Origin of the sequence: Rodentibacter caecimuris (genome assembly GCF_010587025.1) — a bacterium.
Lineage (GTDB): Bacteria > Pseudomonadota > Gammaproteobacteria > Enterobacterales > Pasteurellaceae > Rodentibacter > Rodentibacter caecimuris.
This window is the reverse complement of record NZ_CP040863.1, coordinates 1,948,412-1,968,175: the sequence shown is the minus strand read 5'-3', so window position 1 is coordinate 1,968,175 and position 19,764 is coordinate 1,948,412. Positions and strand designations below refer to the sequence as shown.

Annotated in this window: 17 protein-coding genes and 2 tRNA genes; 5 read left to right on the top strand and 14 right to left on the bottom strand. The window is 40.2% G+C overall.

The window, feature by feature from the left end:
* Positions 1–148 precede the first annotated feature (148 nt).
* From FEE42_RS09640 to mtr, 6 genes are all read right to left on the bottom strand, one after another.
* Positions 149–598, bottom strand: coding sequence for a hypothetical protein (locus FEE42_RS09640; protein ID WP_135969613.1), 450 nt, complete (start codon positions 596–598; stop codon positions 149–151).
* Positions 599–652: 54 nt separating this feature from the next.
* Positions 653–1,435 (bottom strand): ParA family protein, encoded by a 783-nt coding sequence (locus FEE42_RS09635; protein ID WP_164028367.1) that lies wholly within the window; start codon positions 1,433–1,435, stop codon positions 653–655.
* Positions 1,436–1,543: 108 nt separating this feature from the next.
* Positions 1,544–1,619 (bottom strand) — tRNA-Asn (locus FEE42_RS09630).
* Positions 1,620–1,631: 12 nt separating this feature from the next.
* Positions 1,632–1,707: transfer RNA gene (locus FEE42_RS09625), tRNA-Phe, on the bottom strand.
* A gap of 246 nt (positions 1,708–1,953) precedes the next feature.
* On the bottom strand, positions 1,954–2,724 hold the full coding sequence (locus tag FEE42_RS09620; RefSeq protein WP_164028365.1) for a class I SAM-dependent methyltransferase: 771 nt from the start codon (positions 2,722–2,724) through the stop codon (positions 1,954–1,956).
* A 79-nt stretch (positions 2,725–2,803) separates the two neighbouring features.
* Positions 2,804–4,060, bottom strand: a complete 1,257-nt coding sequence (gene mtr, locus FEE42_RS09615; RefSeq protein ID WP_135969616.1) for a tryptophan permease — start codon at positions 4,058–4,060, stop codon at positions 2,804–2,806.
* 138 nt (positions 4,061–4,198) lie between these two features.
* On the opposite strand from mtr, the gene FEE42_RS09610 reads away from it, so the two are divergent.
* Positions 4,199–4,972, top strand: coding sequence for a M48 family metallopeptidase (locus tag FEE42_RS09610; protein WP_164028363.1), 774 nt, complete (start codon positions 4,199–4,201; stop codon positions 4,970–4,972).
* Positions 4,973–5,102: 130 nt separating this feature from the next.
* On the opposite strand, the gene acrB is transcribed toward FEE42_RS09610, so the two are convergent.
* From acrB to priA, 5 genes are all read right to left on the bottom strand, one after another.
* Positions 5,103–8,258 carry a multidrug efflux RND transporter permease subunit AcrB gene (gene acrB, locus FEE42_RS09605; protein WP_164028361.1) on the bottom strand — a complete coding sequence of 1,052 codons (3,156 nt, stop codon included), beginning with the start codon at positions 8,256–8,258 and terminating at the stop codon, positions 5,103–5,105.
* 17 nt (positions 8,259–8,275) lie between these two features.
* The gene (acrA, locus tag FEE42_RS09600; RefSeq protein ID WP_164028359.1) at positions 8,276–9,472 is read right to left on the bottom strand and encodes a multidrug efflux RND transporter periplasmic adaptor subunit AcrA; all 1,197 of its coding nucleotides are present in this window, start codon (positions 9,470–9,472) and stop codon (positions 8,276–8,278) included.
* A 37-nt stretch (positions 9,473–9,509) separates the two neighbouring features.
* Positions 9,510–10,073, bottom strand: coding sequence for an efflux transporter AcrAB transcriptional repressor AcrR (acrR, locus tag FEE42_RS09595; protein ID WP_059368189.1), 564 nt, complete (start codon positions 10,071–10,073; stop codon positions 9,510–9,512).
* A 152-nt stretch (positions 10,074–10,225) separates the two neighbouring features.
* Positions 10,226–10,999 carry a cell division protein FtsN gene (gene ftsN / locus FEE42_RS09590; RefSeq protein WP_059368191.1) on the bottom strand — a complete coding sequence of 258 codons (774 nt, stop codon included), beginning with the start codon at positions 10,997–10,999 and terminating at the stop codon, positions 10,226–10,228.
* A 76-nt stretch (positions 11,000–11,075) separates the two neighbouring features.
* Positions 11,076–13,268 carry a primosomal protein N' gene (gene priA / locus FEE42_RS09585; RefSeq protein WP_164028357.1) on the bottom strand — a complete coding sequence of 731 codons (2,193 nt, stop codon included), beginning with the start codon at positions 13,266–13,268 and terminating at the stop codon, positions 11,076–11,078.
* A 104-nt stretch (positions 13,269–13,372) separates the two neighbouring features.
* On the opposite strand from priA, the gene trmB reads away from it, so the two are divergent.
* Positions 13,373–14,119, top strand: a complete 747-nt coding sequence (gene trmB, locus FEE42_RS09580) for a tRNA (guanosine(46)-N7)-methyltransferase TrmB (protein ID WP_135969625.1) — start codon at positions 13,373–13,375, stop codon at positions 14,117–14,119.
* Between the two features lie 106 nt (positions 14,120–14,225).
* Complete coding sequence (locus FEE42_RS09575) at positions 14,226–14,570, top strand: YggL family protein (RefSeq protein ID WP_059368194.1); 345 nt, start codon at positions 14,226–14,228, stop codon at positions 14,568–14,570.
* Between the two features lie 139 nt (positions 14,571–14,709).
* Here FEE42_RS09575 and FEE42_RS09570 read toward each other — a convergent pair whose 3' ends face one another.
* The 3 genes from FEE42_RS09570 to FEE42_RS09560 all read right to left on the bottom strand — a co-directional run bounded on the left by FEE42_RS09570 (position 14,710) and on the right by FEE42_RS09560 (position 18,562).
* Positions 14,710–15,729: an ABC transporter ATP-binding protein gene (locus FEE42_RS09570; protein WP_059368196.1), complete on the bottom strand. Its 1,020-nt coding sequence runs from the start codon at positions 15,727–15,729 to the stop codon at positions 14,710–14,712.
* A complete protein-coding gene (locus tag FEE42_RS09565) occupies positions 15,730–17,379 on the bottom strand; it encodes an ABC transporter permease (protein WP_059368200.1) in 1,650 nt (549 codons plus the stop codon).
* 166 nt (positions 17,380–17,545) lie between these two features.
* Positions 17,546–18,562 (bottom strand): Fe(3+) ABC transporter substrate-binding protein, encoded by a 1,017-nt coding sequence (locus tag FEE42_RS09560; protein ID WP_059368202.1) that lies wholly within the window; start codon positions 18,560–18,562, stop codon positions 17,546–17,548.
* Between the two features lie 337 nt (positions 18,563–18,899).
* Between FEE42_RS09560 and napF the strand changes: the two genes are divergently transcribed.
* Both napF and FEE42_RS09550 read left to right on the top strand, forming a co-directional pair.
* The gene (napF, locus tag FEE42_RS09555; protein ID WP_059368205.1) at positions 18,900–19,430 is read left to right on the top strand and encodes a ferredoxin-type protein NapF; all 531 of its coding nucleotides are present in this window, start codon (positions 18,900–18,902) and stop codon (positions 19,428–19,430) included.
* On the top strand, positions 19,423–19,707 hold the full coding sequence (locus FEE42_RS09550) for a chaperone NapD (protein WP_059368210.1): 285 nt from the start codon (positions 19,423–19,425) through the stop codon (positions 19,705–19,707). Before napF ends, FEE42_RS09550 begins: the two co-directional genes overlap by 8 nt.
* The last annotated feature ends 57 nt before the right edge of the window (positions 19,708–19,764 follow it).

The window sequence follows — 19,764 nt, the reverse complement described above, 5'->3', positions numbered from 1 at the left end:
ATTGTCAAGCCTTTCTATGTCTAGGTTCTTGAGTTTATAAAATACCGCTTAGGGAGTAAACGAGAGAGTTAACACTCAAAAATTCTATAATTTGCCTTTGCTTTGGCGGAAATAGCAACAAAGATAGCGGTAGGATATCGCTATTTTCTTATGTTCTAATCTCTTTTAACTTCCATTTAATCTTCGGATTTTGACTACTCCCTGCAATAGAATCCTTTTCGATAATCCCCTGACTATGTAATCGTCTTAATGCATGAGAAAATGCGATAACAATTGACTGGAAATCCGATTTATCAGGCGTATAACCTTCCAATTCAAAAGCCTTGATCATAATCTCGTTTGTTGATAACCACTGATTTGGAAAACGCTTAAAAACTTTAGCAATAAATTCATTAGGGCGATAAGTGTAAGATTTAGATTTCTCACCACGCTGTTTTGTTGCTAATGAAAATGGCTCACTGTTTAATGCTATCAAGGCTTGCTGTAACGTAGCAATATGCTGTTTGGCCACCTCAATACATTTTTCGAAATAGGTAACGTCTTGTGTTAATTTAGCAATTTTCTGCTGAATAGCACTCATATCACTTGCTTTGACCATAAATAAAAAATCCTTGTGGTTAGTAAAACTCACAAGGATTGTAGTAAACTTTAGTTAAGCGGTCTTTGTGCAACTGCTACATAATACCGCTTTACTGTGCCGATAAACCGGTAGAGAATAGGTTGCCGCTTCTTGATAGGCAACTTTATCCGGAATATGGAAATCTAAGAGTGTTTTATCTTTGCCGAGGTTTTGTGCAAATAATTGATAGAGATGCTCAAGCACAAATTTGACATCGTTTGTGTGATCAACACAATTCGGTACGGCTTTCATCGGCGGAAGTTGAAAGCCAAAAGCTTCAAAGGATTTAAGCTCTTGATACATTCCAATCGTACCGCGAATAAATTCTTTTGCAGACAAAGTATGAGGTAGAATAGGGCAGAATAAAAGATCTGCTGCAAGTACCGACATATCGACGGTAATATCGCACGTCCCGCGGGTATCGACGATAATCACATCATAACCTTGGAGCTTTTTTAGTAAAAAACTAAACCGAATCGACCCGTCCGGTGCATTGCGGAGAATTTGGCTGACAATATTTGTCGGATCATTTGATTGGATTAAATCTAAATTAGGTAGGGTAGTTTTCGATATGATATGAGCCGGCTCAATATCTTGGTAAGTCAAAAACTCGTGAATACCGCCGGGTGCTGTGTATTCCAAAGCGAAATAAGCGCTTAATGTGGGTTGGGTATCGGTATCAATTAGAAGGGTTTTCAAGCCGTGATCAGCACAAAACGCACCGATATTTGCTGCATTGGTACTTTTCGCAGACCCACTCTTTGTTGAAGCAATGGTAATAATGAATAGTTTTTGAGATGCAGTTTGATTTTTCATTTTGATACTCTCTTAACAAATATAAGTTAATTAAGTATCGGCTAGGGGACTAAATGGGGTTTTATATAGATCTTTAATAAACAGATTATGAATTCAATCTTGTAAGATTGGCTCCTCCTGCTGGACTTGAACCAGCGACATATGGATTAACAGTCCACCGTTCTACCGACTGAACTAAGGAGGAGTAGATTTTAAATGGTGCCTCGAGGCGGAATCGAACCACCGACACGGGGATTTTCAATCCCCTGCTCTACCGACTGAGCTATCGAGGCGTTATCACTATCGGCTAGTGCCTGACAACGGAGCGTATTAAACTATTTTTTCGCTTGTCGGTCAATAACTAAATTTAAAAAAAATGAAAAAACAGGTGTGTTTGAATGGTTAATAATCAAAATGTTTATAAAAACAACGGATTTTATAAAACACATTTAAAAACAACCGCACTTTCCATAAAAACAACCTTCCAAAATACAGCCGATACTATATATTAACTGACAGGCTGGTTTTTACACAACATATTACTCCCCACTCGCTATTAATTTTGCCTTAACAAATAACAAGACCGGGCGGTGTTGCAAATCTTTAAATTCTGCATACCATTGAGGTTGTTCGGCAAGCATAGGTTCTGCCATTTGTTCAATTTGAAAACCAGCCGAAATTAAATGATTGATAATCGTAGCCATCGTACGATGGTAAGTTTTGAACGGTTGTTTAAACCAATTTCTATCCCGTTCACCTTCATCACGGTAATGATTTAAACGATAGGCAGTTTGTTGTTTATTTTCATCCTTTTCCCAACGCTCTCCAATTTTATGACAGGTAGTTATCGGATGTTCTTGGGAAAAGATAAGCATACCGTTTTTAACCAGTTTCTTCGTAATCGCCGTTAATAATCTCGGAAAATCTTGCACGTAATGAAAGGCAAAAGAACTGGTAATGACATCAAAATTAGCTTCCGGCAAATCACCAAGATTTTCCATTGATAATTGGTGTAACGAAAAATGTCCCTGAAATTGACCGCACTTTTCCAGATTAATTCGGGCTTGTTTCAGCATATTGGCGGATAAATCCATTCCCACTACAACACTTGCCCCCCGTTGTAAATAAAGCTGCAAATGTTCCCCTGTGCCGCAACCCAGATCCAGTAATTTTTTCCCTTGTAGCTCCGGTAAGAGGGAAAGCATTGTCGGTTTTTCTACGATTTCATTTAGGCTAATCGAGTTAGCTCGAAGTTTTTGATAAAGTTCAAAGAAGTTTTCTCTATCATAAACGCTGATTTTATCGCTCATTCCTATTCCTATCGAGATTCATTCTGTGCTAAAAAATCAAAAGGGCGTATGCTATACACCCTTTATTTCCATAATTAACTTATCCGTTAAAACTTGCAAACCACCCTAAATTTGCACCGACTTGCGCTACAATATTCAGCGCACCAAATAGGATAATGAAACCAATCATTAGGTTGCCGCCATAGACTTTATAGGTGGTATTCGGGAATTTTTTACGGCTGGCTTTCGCAAGCAATGCCGGCACAATAGCAGCCCAAATTGTTGCAGCCAAGCCGGCATATCCAATGGCAATCACAAAACCGTAAGGGAACTGAAGGCTTAATAATAACGGAGGCAAGAAAGTAACTAAAGTCGTTTTTGTTCTGCCCATTACACTATCGTCAAATTTGCATAAATCCGCAATATAGTCAAACAAACCTAAGGTTACCCCCAAGAAAGAGCTGGCAATCGCCATATAAGCAAAGAAATTCAAAATAACCGCAATATAATCCGTTTCAATATATTTGTGCAGCGCCTCAAGTAGTGCTGAAACATCCCCGCCTTTTTCAATTACCGGCGCAAATTCCGCACGTGGTAAATTACCTTGAATCGCAAACTGCCACAAAATATAAATAATCAGAGCCAAACCGGTGCCGATAAAGATCGCTTTCATCACACGATTGCCGTCACGATGATAATATTTCACTAAACTTGGAACATTTCCATGGAAACCAAATGAAACTAAACATACGGGAAGTGCAGTTAATAAATAAGGTAAATATTGTTGTTCACCTTGTGCAAGCGTATTAAATAATACCTCAGCTTTTACAGAGCCTAATAGACCTGCCGTTGAAAGAAAAAAGGCAATCACCATTCCGCCAATTAATACCGTTGTAAAACGATCTACCGCTTTGGTTGAAAGCCATACAAAAGCCGCTAAGACGATGCAAAAAATTAACGATCCGAAAGTACGCCCGATTTCAACCGCACTTTCGGAGGAACTTAACAGCTGATTTAATAAATTTTGCGTAATGCCGCCACCTGAGGTGATGTAAGCATAAGTTAAAATATAAAGTACAAATGCGACGGATACACCGTTAATTACATTCCAACCATTACCAAGTAAATCTTTTACGATGGTGTCGAAACTTGAACCGGTGGGATAATGCAAGTTGGCTTCTAAAATCATTAAACCGGATGTCATCATACAAAACCATGTATAAACCAGCACAAGAATAGAACCGATAAACCAAACACCAGCTGTTGATGTAGGATTTGCTAGCATACCTGCACCAATTGCAGTACCCGCAATAATCATTGCACCGCCCAATAGCGAAGGGGATTTTTGTTGTTTCATAAGTGATTCTCTAAAGTGAATTTTGCACTATTATAATAGTGCATCATCAAAACTCAATTGTTTTTTATAGACAATTTAAAACTATTTTCCTTATAATCCCATTGTCTCTAACCGCTGTACCCACAATAGGAATCCCAAATGAAAACACACATAAAATCTTTTGTCTTTGCCTCCATGGCTGCTTTTGTATTGAATGCTTGTGCAGATTCAGCTTCTATCAATCAACAAGCGGCATCAAGCTATGCGCAAGAAATGGGCAGAATCCGTACCCAAGGGGCGGTAGATACCACCTCTCAAACGGCAAAGCGTATTCACCGAATTTTCGGTAAAATGGTACCTTACGCCAATAAAGAAAACCAAACCGGTCAGCCCTTTAATTGGCAAATCACCGTCATCAAATCCAAAAAATTAAATGCTTGGGCAATGCCGGGTGGGAAAATGGCGTTTTATACGGGATTAGTAGATACGCTAAAACTGAGTGATGATGAAATTGCGACCGTGATGGGGCATGAAATGGCACATGCGCTAAAAGAACATGGTAAAGCAAAAGCGAATTTTGGGATGGCAACAGGTATTGCCGCACAATTAGGTCATGTTGCGCTTTCTACTGTGGTAGGCTCTGATTTAAGCGGAATCGCGATTAGCTTAACGAAAGATTTTGCATTAGATAAACCTTATTCACGTAGTGCAGAAACCGAAGCCGATGAAGTAGGCTTATTGCTCATGGCAAAATCCGGATTTAATCCACAATCTGCCCCCGGTTTATGGGATAAGATGAAAAAAGCCTCCGGCGGTTCAAAAGGTGCATTAGATGCCTTGGCTTCCACTCACCCGACAGATGAAGATCGCCAAGAAAACTTACGCCGTTTACTCCCAGAGGCAATGAAACTTTATAACGCGTCAAAAAAATAAAAATGCTTGCTACATTGACCGCACTTTCAGGTGCGGTTTTTTATGTGCGGTTTTTTATGTGCTTATGTTAATGAAAAAACAAAACCGCACTTTCGTTTCCAAAAGTGCGGTTGAATTTTAAGGTATTTTATTAATGAGCCGTTTTGCTTTCATTTTCTTCAAATACCGGTAATGGTTTGTGTTCGGTTGCCACATAGCTATACACCACCGGAAGTACAAACAATGTAAAGATTGTCCCGATAGACAAGCCGGCTACGATAACGATACCGATACTAAAGCGTGATACCGCACCGGCGCCTGTTGCATAAAGCAATGGAATCAAACCCGCTACCATTGCGGCAGTTGTCATCAAAATTGGACGCAAACGCACTTTAGCCGCAGCGGTAATCGCATCAATACGGTTTTTACCGTGTAACAGCTGCTCTTCTTTTGCTACTTCACACATCAAAATACCATGTTTCGTAATCAAACCCACTAAGGTAATTAATCCCACTTGTGAGTAAATATTTAAGGTATATCCTGTCATTGTTATACTTTGTCCGAATTGAGCAATTGCGGCAATCCCCGTAATATGCCCAATGAATCCTAGAAATCCTTGCAAAGCGGAAGGTAAATTGAGTACTACTAACGATCCACTCACTGCTAACGGCACCGAAATCATAATCACCAACGGATCACGTATTGATTCAAACTGAATCGCCAATACTAAGAAAATGATCACAACCGCTAACACAAAAGTGAGTGCCAACGCATTCCCTTCTTGGATTAACTGACGGGATTCCGAACGGAAATCGTAAGTATAGCCCTGTGGTAAAGTAGTATCGGCATGTTCTTGTAGCCACGCTACCGCATCCCCTGTTGATGTTCCCGGCATTGGTACGGCTTGAATCGTTGCTGCATTTAACTGACTAAAACGAGGCAATGAGGTAGGCTGTGTTTCAAGTTTCATACTAACCAAGCTGCTCAACGGTACAGCTTCACCATTACTTGCATTTAGGTAGTAATTTTTGAAACTTTCCGGTGACAAGCGATCATCACGTTTTACTTGTGAAATGACTTTATAAGCACGTCCATCAATATCTACACGGGTAATCGTTGCGCCGGAAAGAAAGCTTCCCAGCGTATTACTGATTTGCTGCATGGTGATACCGTAAGTGCCCGCTTTTTCTTTATCAACGGAAATCGTCATTTGGGCGGTATCATATTTTAAATCGAGGTTAGTATAAACAAACTTACCTGATGCCCGCATAGCTTGTAAGAATTTTTCTGCGGTATTCGCCAAGGCGTTATAATCTTGAGCCGTTTTTAACACAATAGAAACCGGCGGCCCTTGTTCCCCTGTATCAATTTCAGGGAAGTTAAATGCAGAAATTGAGACTTCCGGTAATCCTTTTGCTTTGGTATTCAGTTCATTCATAACTTCCGATTGCTTGCGTGAACGCGCTTTCCAATCTTTTAGTGTCACAATATTTAAAGATTGGTTAGAACTCGGTGCGCCCGCAATACTCATACCAAAAGAAACTTCCTCCGTATCCATCACCGTTTTCATATAAGGTTGCATTGCATTTTGAATATAATCCACATTCACATTAGAAGGTGCGGAACCAATCGCAATAAACGCCCCTTTATCTTCATTTGGTGTTAATTCGCTTGAAAGCGAATTAAAGAGGAACGGTAATGTAGAAAAAATCGCCACGGCAAACACCACCATGGATTTACGATTTTGCATCACAATATCCAGCATATAGTTATACACGTTATTCATTCTAGAAAGTGTATGCTCTACTTTACGTTCCATCCATGTCGGTTCTGCATTGGATTTCAATAGTTTGCTGGTCATCATTGGGGAAAGGGTTAATGCCACAATACCGGAAATAAACACCGAACCGGCAAGGGTTAACGCAAACTCTTTGAAAAGTGTTCCCGTAATACCGCCCATAAGAGCCATTGGCGAGTAAACCGCAATTAAAGAAACCGTCATTGAAATAACCGGCAGGGCAATTTCACGGGTACCGATAATCGCGGCACGGAACGGTGTTTCCCCCTCTTTAATATGACGGTCAACGTTTTCCAATACGACAATTGCATCGTCCACCACGAGACCTATCGCAAGAATCAGAGCTAACAAAGTCATCAGGTTAATGGAGAAATCCAAACTTTGTAACATCATTAACACCCCGATCAAAGAAATCGGAATAGTTAATACCGGAATTAAAATCGCACGTAATGAACCGATAAACATCAAAATCACCACGAGTACGATTACCGTTGCTTCAACGATAGTTTTAATCACCTCGTTAATAGAACTATTAATCGCAATGGTGCGGTCATAAAGAATATCCGTTTCCATACTGTCCGGAAGCTGATTTTTAATGCTCTCATAGAGTGGACGGATTTTTTCAGCCACCGTTAATGGGTTAGCCGAAGAGGTTGGATTAATACCTAATACAACAGAATCCGCACCATTCGCTGTTGCCCGTGAATTATCACTTTCTTTATTCAATTCAACGGTTGCAATATCACGCAAACGGACTAAGTCATCCCCATTCGAGGCAACGATTAAATTACCTAATTGTTCAACGGATTTGGTGGTTGTCTCAACCTTATTACGGTAGATCACATAATAACCGTTATCACTCCCTGCGGCAGTTTGAATGTTATTAGCAGAAAGTGCGGACATGACTTGCGAAGCCGAAAGATTTTGTCCCGCCATTTTTTGCGGATCAAGCCAAATGCGCATTGCATATTCCGCCGCACCAAAAATTTGGACTTCCGCCACACCTTCAATCGTAAAGAATTGTGGTTTCACTACGCGGTTGATATAGTCCGTTACTTGGCTGGAATCCAACTTTTTAGAGCGGAAACTAATATACATAATCCCGGAACCACCCGATGAAGACGACACCGTCGGGTCTTCAATCCCGCTTGGTAATTCGGAACGTACCGCATTTACTTTCGCCAATACATCAGCCAACGCACCGGCAGGATCCGTATTCAGCTTCATTTTTACGGTAATAATAGAAGAACTCGGCGCGCTGGATGAAGACATATAGTCAATATTATCCGCTTGAGCAATCGACTCTTCCAACTTGGAGGTAACGAAGGCTTGAATTAAATTCGCGTCAGCCCCCGGATAAGCTGTTGCTACGGTAATCACCGTAGTTGTCATTTTAGGATATTCACGCACCGCTAATTTTGAAATAGCCTGCAAGCCTAAAATAATGATAAGCAGGCTAATCGAAACCGCTAAAACGGGACGACGAATAAATATATCAGTAAATTTCATTCGTATTTCCTAAGTTATTACAGATTGGTCTTCACTGCCGGTTCAATTCCGCCAACGATATCTTTTTTGATCCATTCAACAAGGCTGCCATTGCCGATACCTTGTTGACCACCGGTAATAATTTTGTCACCAACTTTAACTTCATCGCCTTGTAGCTGAGAGTAAATACCTTGGCGATCTTTAGTAAACACCGTGATTTGTTTTGCACGATAAAGGGAGTCTAATTTCGGATTATCGGCAAATTTAGTTCTATCTTCTTCAGACAAGGGTTCTAACAGATAAGAAATTTCACCATACATGTTATAGCTCACCGCTACTTGAGGTACGACAATTTGATTTGTTTCCGTTGGTAACGCAACACGTAAACGAGAGAACATACCTGACAGTAATTTACGTCCGTCTTCAGGATCGAAAGTCGCCTGAATATCCACTAAACCGGTTGATGAATTAATCGCCGGTTCAATTGCGGTAATACGGGCTGAAAAGGTTTCACCTTGACGCGCATCCGTAGTGGCGGTAACTCGTTGACCAATATGTAGTTTGTCTAATTCATTTTGAGAAATCGCAAAATCAATTTTCATTGAACTGGTGTCTTCCACTCGCACAATTTCAGATCCAACATTCACGTATTGACCGACATTCACTTTTACAATACCGGCTTTTCCGTCAAAAGGCGCAACAATCTGACGACGTTCAATCGTTGCTTTTAATGATTCAATATTCGCCACTTGTGCATCATAAGCGGATTTCGCATTATCCACCTCTTGGCGGGAAACCGCGTTGCTTGCTAATAAATTTGCATAGCGTTGATAAGTTTGACGCAATGCCGGAAGCTGTGCTTGGGAGGCTTTCAGGCTTGCACGTTCAACCGAACTATCCAGTTCAACCAAAAGATCGCCTTTTTTGACATTTTGTCCGTTTTGAACAAATACATTAACAACGGTTCCCGCACTCTGTGCGCTTAGCATCGCACCTTGATTTGGCCGTACAAGACCTGTGGTATTGATAACCGGTGTCCATTCACTGGCTTTCACCTCAAGTGCGGTAACCGGACTGGATCTTTCCTGCATATTGGCCAATGCTTTACCAATCATAATGCCACGAAAAACGTTAAAACCGATAACACCGACAAAAATTAAGACAAACACGACAAGAATAATTTTCATATAGAAAATATGCGAGCGTTTTGGCCGACTGCTTTGAGTTTGACTCATTTTATAAAAGCTCCGATAAAAGATAAAAAAATAATGATTACTTCTGAATTGCCCGCCAAGAGCGTTCAACCACAGATTCTAGAATTTCACGGGTGAGTTCTACGCTTAAAAACTTAATATCCGATGCCATTGTCATCGCAGTTTTTAAACTTAATTGAAAAAGAACATCATCCGGTAAATCCGCTAATTCATTTGCAGTCCTTGCTTGAAAACAAAAATGATCCCAACGGCTATTATCAATTTCCCGACAAATTTTAGTAAATTCCGGTAAAGACTGATATTGATTTAAATTGGACAAAATGGTCGGATTATCCTGCAAAAATTGCCACATATTCCACCACATTCGTCTGTATTGTTGAAAAAAGGATTCAGACTCATCAAAATCCTTCTCAAGTGCCGCTATAAACATAGCAAACACGCGTCGAGCAAATTGTATTAGTAATTCATCCTTATTTTTAAAGTAAAGATAAATTGTTCCTGTCGCCACATTGGCTTCCTTTGCCAATTTATGCATCGACAGTTGATTCAAGCCCTCTTTTGCCATCAGGCGATCCGTTGCCATAAAAATTTGCTCAACAAGATTAGTTTTAGCGTGTCGCATAAAATATTAGTTTCGAAAATAATTAAAGAAAAGACATTCAAATCCTATTGAATGAACGAGCGTTCATTCTAGAGATTTTTGATTTTTTGGCAAGCTAAAAAATGAAAAAAGTGCGGTATTTTTTACCGCACTTTTTTCCCTTCAATATGGCATTACATCCCGATAATCACACAACTTGCCACAGATTTTGCTTTATTCAGTTCCTGTGTCGCTGTCTCACGATTTGCAAACGGCCCGACACGAACACGATTCCACTCACCGTGAACCATTACCTGAGCATTCACCCCTGAGATCACTAAACGCCCCTGTAAATTTTCTGCTTGGGCACGATTTTTAAAAGCACCACACTGTAAGCCAAAACGTTTTTCCCCAGCTCCGGCAGTTTCTGACGGCTTTGTTTCTACTTTTTTCGTTGTCTCAACTTTTACCGGTTCGGGCTTTTTCAACGGTTCTGATTTTTTTACATCCGTCTGCTTTTTTGTTTCTTGTTTCGGAATTTCAGCCTTCACCGTCTCTACTGCTTGTTGTGCTTTTTCAGTTTCTTCCGCTTTACGTTTTTCCGCCAGTTTGCGGGCTTCTTCCGCTGCTTTTTGTTCCTTTTCCATTTGAATCAACACTTGACGCTGCTCTTCCGTTAAGCGCATATTTTTTTCCACACTGGCAGGTTTATCATCAATCGGCACGGTACGGGTTTCCAATGCCTTAATATAACTCCACACCTCCTCAGGACGATTGGGTAATACGCTTTTCGGTTGGGGCTTTTCAGGCTGAACCGCGACGGGGGCGGGTGGGGTTTTGCTTTTTAGGAAATAAAGACCAACGCCAAACGCAAGCAATACCGTAAGGGCAATGCCAATCAATATGTTTTTATTTGTTTTCTTTTTCTTATTTGAACCGCGACGGGCGGCAAAATCTCGATGAGCCACAATAAAACCTTAAACTTTAATGATTTCTAAAAATTCTGTAAAACTTGTCAAGTGTACTGAAAAATACCCTGATTTTCTAGCTTAAATCCTGCGGATCAACATCTAAAGTCAACCGTATTTGATTATTTCTTTCTAAATTTGTTTGCTGATAATCATGTAAAACTTTTTGCAACACCATACGGGAGGCGTGTTGCAAAAGCAGCTGCCAACGGAATTGTCCCGATTTTTTACCGAATGGCGCCGGCATAGGGCCTAAAATATGTAATCCTTCGACATTCTGTGAGCGAAAAAAATCCGCAATTTGCATTAAACACTGTTCCGCTTGCTCCGAATAACGCGCCTGAGCTTTAAACAATGCTTGGAAACTAAAAGGCGGTAACCCCATTGAGTGGCGTAAACGCAAGGTTTCTTCGGCAAAAGCCTGATAGCCTTTTGCTAATAACGTTGTCAATAACGGATGATCAGGATAATGGGTTTGCAGTACCACTTCACCTTGTTTTTCCGCACGTCCGGAACGCCCCGCTACTTGTATATAAAGTTGTGCTAATCGTTCCTCCGCTCGAAAATCTAAGGAAAATAATGCACTATCCACATTTACCAGTGCTACCAATGTTACATTCGGAAAATGATGCCCTTTTGCCAACATTTGCGTGCCAACCAAAATTTGGCTTTTTCCCTGTTGAATATCTGCCAAATAGCGTTCCAATTTGCCTTTACGGGCTGTGCTGTCGCGATCAATTCTTGCCACAGAATAATCAGGAAATTGCGCTTTTAACGTTTCCTCTAATTGCTCCGTACCAAGTCCGGTTGTAACAAGATGGGTAGAACCACAATGATCACATTGACGGGGAATGGTCTTTTGCGAGCCGCAATGGTGGCAACGCAAGGCTCGCTGATATTGATGATAGGTATAAGGCTTTTCACAATGCGGACATTGTGCAATCCAACCGCATTCATGGCAGAGTAAAACTGGTGCAAATCCGCGACGATTTAGAAATAACAAGACCTGATTGCCTCTTTCAAGGTGATGTTTCATTCGTTCTAGAAGTGGTTTGGACAAGCCATTTTGGACGCGTTGATTTTTTAAATCGATCACAAACTGGCGAAGTGCGGTCGCATTTCCCGCTCTTTTTGGCAACGTCAAATGTTTATATTTACCATTTTGTACATTATTAATACTTTCTAAACTGGGTGTCGCCGACCCCATCAGTACGGGAATCGCTAATTTTTGTGCCAGCACAATGGCTAAATCACGGGTATGATAACGCCAACCGTCTTGTTGTTTAAAAGAAGCATCATGTTCTTCGTCTAAAATAATCGCTCCCAGATTAGCAAATTGTGTAAATAATGCCGATCTTGTGCCGATTACTACGGCACTTTGCCCCGTTCTCGCACGCGCCCACACATTCAACCGTTGGGTATCGTTCAAATGAGAATGCAAAACATCAATTTCCACATTAAAACGCGCGTTAAAACGCTGCACGGTTTGAGGCGTCAAACCGATTTCCGGTACGAGCACAAGCACTTGTTTACCGGATTTCAATATTTCCTCGATATATTGCAGATAAATTTCCGTCTTACCGGAACCTGTCACTCCCTCCAACAACCAGACGTTAAACTCACGTTGAAACATTAATTGGCTAAAAGCTAAGGCTTGCTGTTTATTTAAAGTAAGACGATTATTAACATTCACTAACGGCTTATCATGCAAAACGGTTTGCCAACTTTTTTGTTCTTGTTGAACAAGGATCGCTTGGACAAAGTTTTTACTTTTTAAGGCTGACCAAACGGTCGGAGTAAAATCATTATTTCCTTTTTCCAAATCATTTTCCAACAAGCATTGCAGAGCTTCAGTCTGCTTTTTGGAACGCTTTAATTCACCGTTCAACAGCGCATTTTTTCCCTCCTCCGTGATACACCAAAAAGTGCGGTCATTTTTCGCCACATTTTCACCGTTGCGTAACTTCACCGGCAAGGCTTGAAATAATACTTCACCCACCGGCACTTGATAGTAATTTGCCGCCCAGTACAGCCAATCCAATGTCACCGAAGAAAATAAAGACTCCCTATCCAAAGGCGCAATGATTTTCTTTAGTTTATCCTCCGCCACATCGGATTCGGTAGGAAACATCACAACTATCGCAACCCGTTTTTGTCTTCCAAAAGGAACCAGCACACGTACCCCCACAACTAATGTTGTGTCGTCCGGTGCAAGATAATCAAATAAACGGGGAAGCGGCACGGCAAGTGCAACTCGAACAATTTTCATAACAACTCTTGGGAAAAAATTTGGCTTATTATACGGGAAAAGCGTTCGATTTCATGTATAATCACCGCCAATTTTTTACCAACTTATTTTTCAATTCAGAAGTAATGACACAGACTTTTGCCGATCAAAAACGTAAAACCGTAGAAACCGCAGAATTTACCGAAGACGGTCGCTACAAACGCAAAGTACGTAGTTTTGTATTACGAACCGGGCGTTTGAGCGACTTTCAAAAATCAATGATGAACGCCCATTGGGGGGAATTAGGATTAGACTACCAAACTACCCCTTTCAATTTCGTAAAAATTTATGGCAATACGAATCCAGTGATCTTAGAAATCGGTTTTGGCATGGGAAAATCCCTTGTCGATATGGCGGTTGCTAATCCCGATAAAAATTATCTTGGCATTGAAGTGCATACCCCCGGTGTCGGGGCTTGCGTTGCTTATGCGGTGGAAAAAGGGGTAAAAAATCTTCGCGTAATTTGCCATGATGCCACCGAAATTTTACGCGATAGTATTGCGGATCATACACTCGCCGGATTACAACTATTCTTCCCCGATCCTTGGCACAAAGCAAAACACCATAAACGCCGTATCGTTCAACCGCACTTTGTCGAACAAGTGGTAAAAAAACTCGACAAAAACGGTTTTATCCATATGGCAACGGACTGGGAAAACTATGCCGAACAAATGTTGGACGTGCTACAATCCAATACGAATTTAGTGAATACCTCAGCAACCGGCGATTATATTCCCCTCCCGGATTTTCGTCCGCTAACAAAATTTGAAGCCCGCGGGCATCGGTTAGGACATGGTGTGTGGGATTTATTTTTCGTTAAAAATAATGTTTAACTCATTGAAAATATGTATTTTTGTTTAAGTTTAGTGTTTTTCACAAACAAAATCTAATATAAATAAACCGATTTATCCTTACCACTAACAAAAACAGGAGAACAATATGTCTAAATCCTACAACCAACGCCAACGTAAGAAACTCCATCTTGCGGAATTCCAAGAGTTAGGATTTCTAGTAAACTTTCAGTTTGCTGAAGGTACTTCAATCGAAACCGTTGATGAAATGATTGATCGTTTTATTGAAGAAGTCATTCAACCAAACGGCTTAGCTTATGAGGGCAGTGGCTATTTACACTGGGAAGGCTTGGTTTGCTTAGAGAAAATCGGTAAATGTGATGAAAGCCACCGTGAAACCGTGAAAAAATGGCTAGAAACCAACGGATTACAACAGATTGAAATCAGTGAATTATTTGATATTTGGTGGGAATACCCTGCATCAAAAGCGTAAATTTTTCACAATAAAAAAACAGCATGGGAAAACATTATTTTCATGCTGTTTTTTTATGATTTGTTCATCTAACATGATTACGTTGGCATTTACGATAAAATCAAGTTTGTCATCGATATATTGATTTCAGCCTAATACTTTACTTAGCGGGAAAAAAGACAAATTCTTGGCAATGAAGATCAATACTCACCGCGGATTGCAGAGGTAAATCTGCAATGTGGTAAGCGGTAAGATGAATACCGTTTATTGCAATTTGATAACGATAGTATTGCCCTAAAAAAAGTTTATTAATAATCTGCCCTTGCCCTGTATTGTCAGGTTTAATGAGGATCTGCTCAGGACGAAGAAGCCATTGATAATGCCCTTCAGCGTATTCCGTTTCAGAAGGCAGACAATAACTACCGATTGGGCTTTTGAAACGCCGATCGGCATAAATTTCACAAGATAAATAGTTTGTAGTACCGAGAAAATCAGCAACAAAATTGTTGATTGGCTGGTGATAAAGTCGGTTTGGAGTGCCAATTTGCATAATTCTTCCTTGATCCATTACCGCAATTTTATCGGCAAAAGCAAAAGCCTCTTCTTTGCTGTGCGTAACAAAAATCGCAGGGACTTTTTGGCTTTTTAGAATCTGTTTGATCTCTTGGATCATTGAATATCTTGTTTGGCTATCAATGTTAGAAAAAGGCTCGTCCAGCAAAAGCAAGGTCGGCTGACAAGCCAAGGCTCTAGCGACGGCAACCCTTTGTTGCTGTCCGCCTGATAATTCGTGGGGAAAACGTTGTTCAAATCCCTCTAGTTTCACCACGTTAAGCATTTGTTGCATAATGGTTTGCCGCTCACTTTTTGCTAATTTAGTTAAGCCAAACTGAATATTGTCCGCAACGGTTAGATGTGGAAAAAGGGCGTAATCCTGAAAAATTAAACCGATTTGACGTTGTTCTACGGGGATTTGATTAATCACCCTGCCCGCTAATTTTATTATGCCTTGTGTAGTGGGAACTAATCCGGCTATCGCTTTAAGTAAGGTGGTTTTACCACAACCGCTCGCCCCGAGTAAGCAAACAATTTCATTTTCTGCGACGTCAAGCTCAAGATTTTTTAAAATCTGATTTTGTTCAAACTGACAGCTAAGTTGCTGAACTTCAAGTAATTTCATTTAACGCTCTTTTTGTGATTGCGAAATTAATGAACGAGTCAGCCAAATCACGGGAATCAACCCTACCAGCACTAAGACGATAGCAGGCAAGGCTGCGCGCTCCAACTGTTCATCCGAGGTAAAAGTAAAAACGTAGGTAGCCAAAGTATCAAAATTAAATGGTCGGAGTAATAATGATGCATTGAGTTCTTTCATACTTTCAATAAAAACCATCAATATTGCCGTAATCATTCCTTTTGAAATCAAAGGAATATGAATATTTTTAAACATAGCAACACCCGTTTTCCCCATGCTTCGACTTGCCATGTCCAATGTCGGGGAAATTCGTTCAAGACAAGCGCCCAAAGTGCCAATTGCCATTGCTAAAAAACGAATAGTATAAGCCAGAACCAAAGCAAACAATGAGCCGGAGAAAATCAATCCGACCGGTTTTAACTCTAATGATTTAAGTAAACCGTGTAATTGATGATCGGCAAAGGTAAGAGGAGAAAGCAAGCCGATAGCCAATACTGTGCCTGGAATCGCATAACCAAAACCGGATAAACCGAGTGATAATCGGGTCATTTTGCTAAAGCACCGATTTTCCTTAGAAAGCCTGTGGGCAAAATGCAATAGCAGCGCGACACAAACAGTAGTGATCGCAGCAATAGAGGATACTTTCAAGCTATTTGCCGCAAACTTCACAAAGTCCAAATTCCATGACTGCTCAAAATACTCTATTGACCAAAAAATTAACCGACCAAAGGGAATAAAAAATGCGATAGCCAATAACCCCCAACACCAAGTTAATGCCAAAGCATTGCGCCAACCTGTTAAGGTTTTCAAATGTGCTTTCTTTTCATAACCACGTTGATAGCTTTTTTGTTTACGGCGACTGTACTGTTCAAGGCTGATGAATAAGAAAATCATCATCAGCATAAAAATTGAAATACGGCTTGCCGTGCCTAAATCGTGGAAGCTGAGCCAAGAATCATAAATTGCAGTTGTAAGCGTCGGCACGGCGAAATAGGCAACCGTACCAAAGTCACCTAGCGTTTCCATTGCCACTAACGCCATCCCTACCGCAATGGCTGGGCGAATAAGCGGAAAAGTAATGCGGCGGAAAATTTGACTCGGTGTGGCGCCAAGCATTTTGGCACTGTGTTGTAGATTTTCGGATTGTTCTAAAAATGCGACACGTACAAGCAAAAAAATATAGGGATACAAGACTAAAGCGAGCACAAAACACGCGCCATAAAGTGTACGAATTTGTGGAAACCAATAATCTCTAGGAGTTTGCCAACCAAAAATATCACGCAGTAAAGACTGAAATCCCCCGGAATAATCAAGTAAATCAGTGTAAAGATAGGCAATCAAATAAGCAGGCATGGCAAGAGGGAGACAAAGTAACCATTGTAATGTGCGTTGTCCCCAAAATTGAAAATTGGCAACCAACCAAGCTGAAGGCAACGCAAAAAATAATGCCAAGGCGACAGTACCGACCACCAATAAAACGGAGTTGATGACATAGTGCCCAAGCATGGTATTCCAAAAATGAATAAGGTTATCCATTTCACCACTTGACGCATGATAAACAATCGCTAACAACGGTAGCAAAACCAAAAGTGCGGTCAAAATTGCAGACAATTTCCAAGAAAGATGGTGTTTCATTTAATTATATTAATGTAAAAAATCAGACGTGCCGAGTAGCCTAAAAATTATTTGACTTGAAACAGGATTATACATTCTAGACACAAAACGAGCTTCAACAAATGTTAGATAAAAATCTATCGCTTGCTTAAAGCCCGTTATTTTGTTTAGTAAGAAATACTAGTAATTAAAATTCATCAAATTTCACTTCATCGACTAATTTTAATGCTTTTTCATAATTTTTAGCGATAGTTTCTAATTTTATCGTATCCGGCGTAAATGTTCCCCAACCTTTCACTAGCTCGGAAGGCTCTACACCTGCTTTCACCGGATATTCATGATTGAGCGTGGCATAAAGTTTTTGGGCTTTTTCACCGCTTAGATATTCGACTAATTTTACTGCGTTTGCTTTATTCGGTGCGTGTTTCGCCAAGGCTACGCCACTAATATTAACATGTGTACCGTACTCGCCAGCCGGGAAATTAATCACCGCCGCTTCAGCCCATGCTTTTTGCTTCTCATCATCTAACATTTTACCGTAGTAATAACTGTTACCAAGGGAGTAATCGCAAATTCCTTCTTTAATTGCTTTAACTTGATCACGGTCACCACCTTGAGGTTTTTGAGCAAGATTTGCTTTTAACCCCTCTAGGAAAGCTTTCGTTTTTGCCTCACCGTAATGTTCGATCATTGAAGCAAAAAGTGAAACATTATATGAATTTTTACCTGAACGTACGCATACTTTACCTTTGAGTTCAGGTTTGGCTAAATCAAAATAATTGAAATCTGCAGGTAATTTTCCTACACGCTCTTTTGAAGAATAAATAACACGGGCACGTGTCGTTAAACCATACCACTTCCCTTCAGTATCACGATATTGTGCCGGAATATTTTCATCTAAAACTTTAGAAGTAAACGGTTGTGCCAAGCCTTCATTTACGATTTGCATCACTCGTGAAATATCCACGGTTAATAGCACATCCGCCGGACTTAATTCGCCTTCTTGTTTCACACGTTCAACTAAACCCTTATCGGCAAAAATTACATTCACTTTAATACCGGTTTCTTTCTCAAATTCCTTGAGCATCGGTTCAATAAGGTAAGGTTGGCGATAGGAATAAACATTAACTTCCTCTGTCGCAAAGGCAGAAGTTGAAAATAGTGCAGAAAGAGATAACGCAACAGTGGTAAGGGATTTTTTCATTGGACTTTCTCCATAGGGATAGGTTGATTATTCGGTATGATTCTAAAAGTTTATCCCATCACCGTCAATAAGAATTATTATTATTTAAATTGATTTAAATATATTTTGATGCGTTCCTAAAACTGATTACTTGTTGCTAGGGAATATAAAAAATATGGCTTACTGTTATAAAATATTTCTAATAAAATCAATGAGTAAAATCCTTTTATTGATCTAACACAACAAAAGTTCAAGTCTTTATCAATCTACCTCTTTTTGGTAGTTTATATCTTGCGATCACAATTAGATAATTCACTATCCAAAGTCAGGTATATAACTATCCACAAAGGTAAACCGAATGAGCGTTGAAAACTTACCCCGCAGGCAATTTTTACGAGGTAAATTTTTAACATCATTACACACTGAAAACGAACAAAAACAAGGGTTTGAAGGAATTCGCCCGCCATGGGCCGTCTCCAATAATGAATTTATTGAACAATGTACGCGCTGTGACGGCTGTCTGTCGGTTTGCGAAACTAAAATTTTAGTGAAAGGTGACGGCGGTTTTCCGGAAGTTCAGTTTGAGAACGGTGAATGTACTTTTTGTAGAAAATGCGTTGAAATTTGTCAACAACCGATTTTCCGTCCCCCAAATGAGCAACCTTGGGCACATAAAGCCGAAATCAGTACAAATTGTTTAACGCAACTGGGCATTGAGTGCCGCTCATGTCAAGACAACTGTCCTGTGAGCGCCATTTCTTTTCATTTCCAAGTGGGTAGAGTAGCACAACCTCTTGTAAACACAGATACTTGTAATGGCTGTGGTGCTTGTTTGCAAAACTGCCCTGTTAATGCCATAAAACTCAATCATCTAAAACGCAATGAATAATAAAGAAAATTTAATCGATAAAAATATACAGGATTGGCATGTAGTCGGACTGATCGTGCAAGGAAATCCCCAAAAAATGGTGGCAATTCAGACCGCACTTTTGGAAATTGAACACACCGAAATACCCACTTTTGATGAAAAAACGGGCAAACTGGTTGTCGTGATGCAATCCCATGACCAGCATATTCTGCTTGATAACATGGAAAGCGTGAATCACATTGACGGTGTCATTAATGTTTCACTGATATATCACGAACAAGACGAGAGAAAAAAATAATCCATTTTTGTATATTGATTAATCTTTAGTGGCGTGAAATTCACCCTGAAAAATATA